This is a genomic window from Gammaproteobacteria bacterium (genome assembly GCA_029884425.1).
GTDB lineage: Bacteria > Pseudomonadota > Gammaproteobacteria > S012-40 > S012-40 > JAOUHV01.
Genome location: JAOUHV010000078.1, coordinates 1 through 7,585 on the forward strand (window position 1 = coordinate 1; position 7,585 = coordinate 7,585).

The following is a 7,585-nucleotide window of genomic DNA, read 5'->3' on the forward strand; positions in this document are numbered from 1 at the left end:
TATTACCAATACCGCAGCGGCAGTCTATTGCGCGATTGTCTCGCGCCGTTTTTCAGATCTCACCCCTGCCCATACTTCCGCTTCCTCTCCGCCGTAAACTCCCACCACTTTTTGGGTGTACCTCCGGCCATAAAATCCACTGCCGCCATGAAGGTGTCGAGCACGCAGGGATCTTGGCGCACCTGAGTGATTTCGCACAGGCGTTGATAGAGTTGGTAGGGGTCGCAGCCGATGAGGTCGGCGGGGCGGTGGATGCCGATGTGCTGAAAATCCCGCTCCATGGCTTTGCCGATGTTGGGGATGTCGGTGAGGCGTTTGAGCGATTCCCGGTTCAAGGTGACTTCCTGTGGCGGCCTGGGGTTGGGGGGATTCACTATAGCCGCGAATCCGGCTGGAAAAAAGTGCGTTGTCTGGCGCTCAGGCCGCGTCGCCGGGCTGTTTCACCCCAATCTCTGGTGCTTCCCCCATGAAACTTGCCACAAGTTCCAGTATAATCGCGCCCTTAAATCGAATTCCCCCCAACTGGCCGAACAGGCGGGTTATAACCATCGGAGAGACGCGAATGTTTTCCAAGAGCATGAATATTGCTGATTTTGACGCCGAACTGTGGGATGCCATCACTCATGAAGAGCGTCGCCAGGAAGATCACATCGAGCTGATTGCCTCCGAGAACTACACCAGTCCTCGCGTGATGCAGGCGCAAGGCTCTGTTTTGACAAACAAATATGCTGAAGGCTACCCCGCCAAGCGTTATTACGGCGGCTGTGAGTACGTCGACAAGGCCGAGCAGTTGGCCATTGATCGGGTAAAGAAACTGTTCGGTGCCGACTACGCCAACGTGCAGGCGCACTCCGGTTCTCAGGCCAATGGCGCGGTGTACATGGCGCTGCTGCAACCCGGTGACACGGTACTGGGCATGAGCCTGGCACACGGTGGTCACCTGACCCACGGTTCGCATGTGAATTTTTCCGGCAAAACCTACAAGGCGGTGCAGTACGGTTTGAACCCTGCCACTGGCGAAATCGACTACGACGAAGTGGATCGTTTGGCGCGTGAGCACAAGCCAAAAATGATCGTCGCCGGTTTCTCTGCCTATTCTCGCGTGGTGGATTGGCAGCGTTTCCGCGATATTTCTGACGAAGTAGGTGCCTTCCTGCTGGTGGACATGGCCCACGTGGCTGGCTTGGTGGCGGCGGGTGAATACCCCAGCCCAGTGCAGATCGCTGACGTGACAACGTCGACCACCCACAAGACCCTGCGCGGTCCTCGTGGCGGTATCATCCTGGCCAAAGCCAATCCCGAAATCGAGAAGAAACTGAACTCAGCCATTTTCCCCGGTATCCAGGGCGGCCCGCTGATGCACGTAATCGCGGCCAAGGCGGTGGCGTTCAAGGAAGCACTGCAGCCTGAGTTCAAGACCTATCAGAAACAAGTGGTGAAAAACGCTCAGGCCATGGCCAATGTGTTTATTAAGCGCGGTTACGACGTGGTTTCTGGCGGCACGGACAACCACCTGTTCCTGGTGAGCTTCATCAAGGCCGGCCTGACCGGTAAGGATGTCGACGCCTGGTTGGGCGATGCCAATATCACCATTAACAAAAACGCCGTGCCCAATGATCCGCAGTCACCGTTTGTGACTTCCGGTATTCGTGTGGGTACGCCTGCCGTGACCACGCGTGGTTTTGGCATCGCCGAGTGTACCGATCTGGCGCAGTGGATGTGCGACGTGATCGATGCCAAGGGTGACAAAAAGGTGATTGAGCAGGTCAAGGCGAAAGTCCTGGCCGTGTGCAAGCGCCTGCCCGTTTACGCCTAACAAAAAGGATTCGCCATGCGTTGCCCATTTTGCGGTGCCGATGACACCAAAGTGATCGACTCGCGTTTGGCCAATGATGGCGACCAAGTGCGCCGGCGCAGGGAGTGTTTGACCTGCGCTGAGCGCTTTACCACCTACGAAGGTGCGGAGCTGATCATGCCCCGCATCGTCAAACGCGACGGAAGCCGCGCCCAGTTCGACGAAGCCAAGTTGCGCAACGGCATGCAACGTGCGTTGGAGAAACGTCCGGTTAGTACCGAAGCAGTGGAAGACGCGATTAATCGCATCAAGCGCCAGTTGCGCGCCACCGGCGAACGGGAAGTGTCGGCCAAGAAAATGGGCGAATGGGTGATGCAGGCGCTGCGCGATCTGGATGAGGTCGCGTATATTCGTTTTGCGTCGGTGTACCTTAGCTTTGAAGACATGAACGCATTTCGTGAGTTGGTGGAAAAGCTCGAACGCGAGCCTACCGCCGAGGCCAAACGACACCAAATACCATTGCTGCCAGACGATCAACGGAAGGGATAGTTGCATGGCGTATCGGTTTACCGAAGAAGATGCAGTGTTTATGGCGCGTGCGCTGCGCGTGGCAGAAACGGAGACGTTTAGTCCTCATCCGAATCCCCGGGTGGGTTGCGTGCTGGTGAACAATGGCAAGGTGGTTGGAGAAGGTTGGCATGTTGCCGCTGGTGGACCGCATGCAGAAGTGCATGCCCTGACTCAGGCTGGTGATGCCGCCCAGGGGGCGACGGCGTATGTCACGCTGGAGCCGTGCAGTCATCATGGTCGCACGCCGCCTTGCGCCGATGCGTTGATTCAGGCCGGCGTGGCCAGGGTGATTGTGGCGATGCAGGACCCCAATCCCAAGGTGGCAGGCAGCGGCATCAAAAAACTGAAAAAAGCCGGCGTTGATGTTGGCGTTGGTTTGATGCAGGCTGAAGCGGAAGCACTGAATCGTGGCTTTATCAGTCGCATGACCACTGGTCGGCCATTTGTACGCTGCAAGCTGGCGATGAGTGTCGATGGCCGCACCGCCATGTCTGACGGCGAGAGTAAATGGATTACCGGCGAGGCTGCGCGCAAAGATGTGCAGCGCTGGCGTGCACGCAGTGATGCGGTGCTGACCAGTCTGGCGACGGTGGATGCCGATGACCCGTCGCTGACGGTGCGTGAAGAACAGTTGGGTGAAAAAGTCCGACGCCAGCCGGTGCGCGTAGTGCTGGACAGTCATTTGCACATTCATCCGCAAACAACCGTATTGCGCGAACAAGGCAAGACCTGGATTTTTGCCTGCCACGGCGCCGAAGGCAAACAGGCGATTTTGACTGCGGCAGGTGGTGAAGTTATTACCATCGACGAAACCGATGGGCACCTGGATTTGGCGGCAGTGCTGGATGAACTGGGGCGGCGCGAAATCAACGAAGTGCTGGTTGAAGCGGGTTCCATTTTGAACGGTGCGTTGCTTCAGGCGCAATTAATTGACGAAATTGTGCTGTACATGGCGCCGCATTTGATGGGCAACAATGCGCGTGGTTTGTTTACCTTGTCCGGTTTGGCCAAAATGCAGGACCGGGTGGAGTTAACCATGCTGGATGTGCGCGCTGTCGGCAAAGACTGGCGGTTTGTACTCAAGCCAATTTACAAGAAAAAAAGGTAAGACATGTTTACCGGCATCATCCAATGCGTAGGCAAAATTGCCGCAGTGCACAGCAAGGGACAAGATCTGCGACTCAAAATCGAGGCCGCCGATCTGGACATGGCCAACGTTTCGCTGGGTGATAGCATTGCCACCAGTGGTGTGTGCCTGACGGTGATCGAAAAAGGCAAAAACTATTTCATGGCCGACGTTTCCAAGGAAAGTCTGCTGCGCACTACCTTGGGTAAATTGCGCGTCGGTACGCAGGTCAATCTGGAAACTGCATTAACGCTGGGCACGCCGTTGGGCGGCCATTTGGTCAGTGGTCATGTGGATGGTGTGGGTGAAGTGGTTAACCGCTGGGACGAAGGCCGCAGCGTGCGTTTTCAAATCAAGGCACCGGATGCGCTGGCCAAGTACATTTCTGAAAAAGGTTCAGTGTGCGTGGATGGCATCAGTCTGACGGTGAATGCCGTCGATGGCGCGGTGTTTGATCTGAATATCGTGCCGCACACCATGCAGATGACAACGATGAAGGATTTTGTGGTTGGCAGTCAGGTGAATCTGGAAGTGGATTTGATCGCCCGTTATCTGGAGCGACTGCTGCTGGGGGATCGCGCTGCACAGCCCGGCAAAAAGGGTATTGATGAGGCGTTTCTCGCCGCCCACGGTTTTATCAAGTAGAGCAGTATGCCACTAAGTCCGACACACGAAATTATTGAAGACATCCGTCAGGGAAAAATGGTGATCCTGATGGACGACGAAGATCGGGAAAACGAAGGTGACCTGATCATTGCGTCGCAATGGGTGCGCCCGGAAGACATCAATTTCATGGCCAAGTATGGCCGGGGTTTGATTTGTCTGACACTCACACCGCAGCGCTGCAAACAGTTGCGTTTGCCGCTGATGGTGAGTGAAACCAATGATGCCCATGCAACCAACTTTACCGTGTCGATTGAAGCGGCACAGGGCGTGACGACCGGCATTTCTGCGGCTGATCGCGCGGTGACGGTGCGTGCGGCAGTGGCACCTGATGCCAAGCCGGAAGACATTGTTCAGCCGGGCCATATTTTTCCCATCATGGCGCAGCCCGGTGGCGTGCTGGCGCGTGCCGGCCATACCGAGGCGGGCTGTGATCTGGCGCGTTTGGCCGGACTGGAGCCGTCGTCGGTGATTGTCGAGATTCTCAAAGAAGACGGCAGCATGGCGCGGCGCGATGATCTGGAGATTTTTGCCGAGCAGCACGGCCTGAAAATCGGCACCATTGCCGATTTGATCGAGTACCGAAGCCGCAATGAAAAAACCGTTGAGCATGTCGCCGAGTGTGATCTGCCTACGGAGTATGGTGATTTTCGCCTGCACGCTTACCGCGATACGGTAACGCGCGAGGTGCATCTGGCGGCGACCCTGGGCGAAATTAATGCTGATCGCTCGACCCTGGTGCGGGTACACATGCGCAACGATATCGGTGACATTCTGGGCAGCGAGCGGCCCGGTATGCCGTTGCCAGTGCGCAAGGCGATGAAGCGGATTGGCGACGCCGGCCAGGGAGTGCTGGTATTATTGCGCCGTGAGGAAAATCCGCTGGAGCTGATTCGCCGGATTCGCAGTTGTGCGCTGGAAGACGATGGCGGTACTCCGCCAAAGCCAGGGTCGGGTTCTGAGCTGCGGGTGTACGGTGTTGGCGCGCAGATTTTGCTGGATTTGGGTGTGAGAAAAATGCGCGTTATTGGCGCGAAGAAGCGACTGTTGGGACTTTCCGGTTTTGGTTTGGAAGTCGAAGACTACGTTAGCGTAGAGTGAAACATAAGGTAAAGAGTTCGGCACATGAGTGAAATCAAATCCTATGCAGGTGACCTGGTGGTCAATGGCGCCAAGTTCGGTATCGTTCTGGGACGTTTTAATAGCTTCATCGGTGAAAAACTGCTGGAAGGCGCGATTGATACCATCGTGCGTCATGGCGGTAAGGAAAAAGATATCGAGATTGCCCGCGTGCCGGGTGCAGTGGAAATTCCACTGATGGCACAACGCATGGCTGCCAGCAAAAAATACGATGCGATTATCGCCCTGGGTGTAGTCATTCGTGGCGGCACACCGCATTTTGACTATGTGGCTGGCGAATGCGCCAAGGGTTTGGGCCAGGTTGCACTGCAGCAGAATCTGCCAGTTGCGTTTGGCGTATTGACGGTGGACAGCATCGAACAGGCCATTGAACGCGCGGGTACCAAGGCGGGCAATAAAGGCGCCGAAGCCGCACTTTCCGTGATCGAAATGGTTAATTTGTTAAAGGCGTTCAAGTAAGTCATGAGTAATTCTGTTGCCCCCGCGCGTCGTCGCGCCCGTCGTGCTGCTCTGCAGGCTATCTACCAGTGGCAGATGAGCCAGAACAGCGTGACGGAAATTGAAAAACAGTTCCGTGAGGAATACAAAACCTCCAAAGCGGACATGGACTACTTCGCGACCCTGCTGCTGGGTGTAGCCAAGGGCTTGAGCGAAGTGGACGAAGCACTGTCCGCCGGTATCAGCCGTGGCAAGGATGAAATCAGCCCGGTGGAATTGGCGACGCTGCGTTTGGCGGTCTACGAATTGTTGCATTGCCCCGAAGTTCCATACCGCGTGGTGATTAACGAGGCTGTCGATCTGGCCAAGCGTTTTGGTGCCGACAAGGCACATAAGTTTGTTAACGGTGTGCTGGATAACCTGGCCAAACACCTGCGTAGCGTCGAAGTTGCCGCCGCTGCCAAGTCCAACAAATAACCCTTCTCTGGACGCCATGTCCGAATTCAATCTGATTCAACGTTACTTCGCCCATCTGGGAGCCTCGCGTGCCGAGGTGGTCCTGGGGGTGGGGGATGACGCCGCGCTGGTCGCTGGCCCTGGCAATACCCAGTTGGCGATTGCGCTGGACACAATGGTCGAGGGCGTTCATTTCCCTGTGGGCACTGCACCGTTTGAACTGGGCTTCAAGGCACTGGCGGTCAATCTTAGTGATCTGGCGGCCATGGGTGCACAACCGGTGTGGGCGACGCTGGGGCTGACTTTGCCAGAAAAAAACGAACAGTGGCTGGCTGATTTCAGTGCTGGCATGGGTTTTTTGGCAAGCAAGTACCAACTCCAGTTGATTGGCGGCGACACCACCCGTGGCCCGTTGACCATCACCGTGCAGGTGGCTGGTTCGCTGCCCAGCGGTCAGGCACTGCTGCGCAGCGGTGCCAAACCGGGCGATCTGGTGTTTGTATCGGGCCAGATTGGCGATGCGCATCTGGGGTTGAAGCAAGTGCTGGGAGCGTTGCCGATTCAGGTGCCGCACAGCGTACAGCGCCTGCACCAGCCGGAGCCGCGCGTGGCGTTGGGGTTGGCACTGCGAGGTTTGGCCAGCAGCTGCATTGATGTGTCTGACGGGCTGTTGGCGGACATGGCGCATATTCTTGCCGCGAGTGGCGTAGGGGCGAGAATTTACCCCTCACTGCTGCAACTGTCAGCGGAAGTGAAAACTCACTTTGCACTGCTGGGAGGTTGGCAGGGCGTGTTAAACGGTGGTGATGATTACGAACTGTGTTTTACCGCCCCGGCGGAGCGTCAGTCACAGATTCTGGCGCTGGCGGATACGTTGCGATTGCGCATCAGTTGCATTGGCGAAATTGTTAGCCAGCCTGGTCTGGTGTGTCTGGACGAGCATGACCAGCCGATGGCGATCCATGGGGCGGGCTACGATCATTTTCGGGAGGCATGAGTGAAAGCATTTGTCGCCAAGTGGCTGGCGCTGGGGTTGGGTTCTGGTTTGGCACCCAAGGCGCCGGGAACCTTTGGCACCCTGGCGGCGGTGCCACTTTTTCTGTTGTTACAGCCACTACCACTGTGGGGCTATGCACTGGCAACGCTGCTGGTGTGTCTGGTCGGTATCTGGGCCTGCGGTGAATATTCTCGCGCCTTGGGTGTTCATGATCACGGTTCCATCGTCTGGGACGAGGTGGCGGGCTACCTGATTACCATGATGTTTGCGCCACCGGGCTGGTTGTGGGTGGTGATTGGCTTTGTGTTGTTTCGGCTGTTTGATATCTGGAAGCCCTGGCCGATTGGCTGGCTGGATGCCAAGGTTCACGGTGGTTTGGGGATTATGCTGGGACATGCTG

General features: G+C 56.7%; 10 protein-coding genes. 9 read left to right on the top strand and 1 reads right to left on the bottom strand.

Annotation, left to right across the window (positions count from 1 at the left end; translation table 11 throughout):
* Positions 1-59 precede the first annotated feature (59 nt).
* Positions 60-335 (bottom strand): helix-hairpin-helix domain-containing protein, encoded by a 276-nt coding sequence (locus tag OEW58_13715; protein ID MDH5302404.1) that lies wholly within the window; start codon positions 333-335, stop codon positions 60-62.
* A gap of 227 nt (positions 336-562) precedes the next feature.
* Between OEW58_13715 and OEW58_13720 the strand changes: the two genes are divergently transcribed.
* The 9 genes from OEW58_13720 to OEW58_13760 all read left to right on the top strand — a co-directional run.
* On the top strand, positions 563-1,816 hold the full coding sequence (locus OEW58_13720; protein MDH5302405.1) for a serine hydroxymethyltransferase: 1,254 nt from the start codon (positions 563-565) through the stop codon (positions 1,814-1,816).
* Positions 1,817-1,831: 15 nt separating this feature from the next.
* The gene (gene nrdR / locus OEW58_13725; GenBank protein MDH5302406.1) at positions 1,832-2,344 is read left to right on the top strand and encodes a transcriptional regulator NrdR; all 513 of its coding nucleotides are present in this window, start codon (positions 1,832-1,834) and stop codon (positions 2,342-2,344) included.
* A gap of 4 nt (positions 2,345-2,348) precedes the next feature.
* Positions 2,349-3,473 (top strand): bifunctional diaminohydroxyphosphoribosylaminopyrimidine deaminase/5-amino-6-(5-phosphoribosylamino)uracil reductase RibD, encoded by a 1,125-nt coding sequence (gene ribD / locus OEW58_13730; protein ID MDH5302407.1) that lies wholly within the window; start codon positions 2,349-2,351, stop codon positions 3,471-3,473.
* A gap of 3 nt (positions 3,474-3,476) precedes the next feature.
* The gene (locus tag OEW58_13735; GenBank protein MDH5302408.1) at positions 3,477-4,136 is read left to right on the top strand and encodes a riboflavin synthase; all 660 of its coding nucleotides are present in this window, start codon (positions 3,477-3,479) and stop codon (positions 4,134-4,136) included.
* A gap of 6 nt (positions 4,137-4,142) precedes the next feature.
* Positions 4,143-5,255, top strand: a complete 1,113-nt coding sequence (gene ribBA / locus OEW58_13740) for a bifunctional 3,4-dihydroxy-2-butanone-4-phosphate synthase/GTP cyclohydrolase II (GenBank protein ID MDH5302409.1) — start codon at positions 4,143-4,145, stop codon at positions 5,253-5,255.
* 24 nt (positions 5,256-5,279) lie between these two features.
* Positions 5,280-5,753, top strand: coding sequence for a 6,7-dimethyl-8-ribityllumazine synthase (gene ribE, locus OEW58_13745; protein MDH5302410.1), 474 nt, complete (start codon positions 5,280-5,282; stop codon positions 5,751-5,753).
* Between the two features lie 3 nt (positions 5,754-5,756).
* The gene (nusB, locus tag OEW58_13750) at positions 5,757-6,209 is read left to right on the top strand and encodes a transcription antitermination factor NusB (protein ID MDH5302411.1); all 453 of its coding nucleotides are present in this window, start codon (positions 5,757-5,759) and stop codon (positions 6,207-6,209) included.
* A gap of 16 nt (positions 6,210-6,225) precedes the next feature.
* Positions 6,226-7,185: a thiamine-phosphate kinase gene (gene thiL, locus OEW58_13755; GenBank protein MDH5302412.1), complete on the top strand. Its 960-nt coding sequence runs from the start codon at positions 6,226-6,228 to the stop codon at positions 7,183-7,185.
* Positions 7,186-7,585 (top strand): phosphatidylglycerophosphatase A (locus OEW58_13760; GenBank protein ID MDH5302413.1); only part of this gene is annotated, 400 nt, incomplete at its 3' end. It lies immediately after the preceding gene.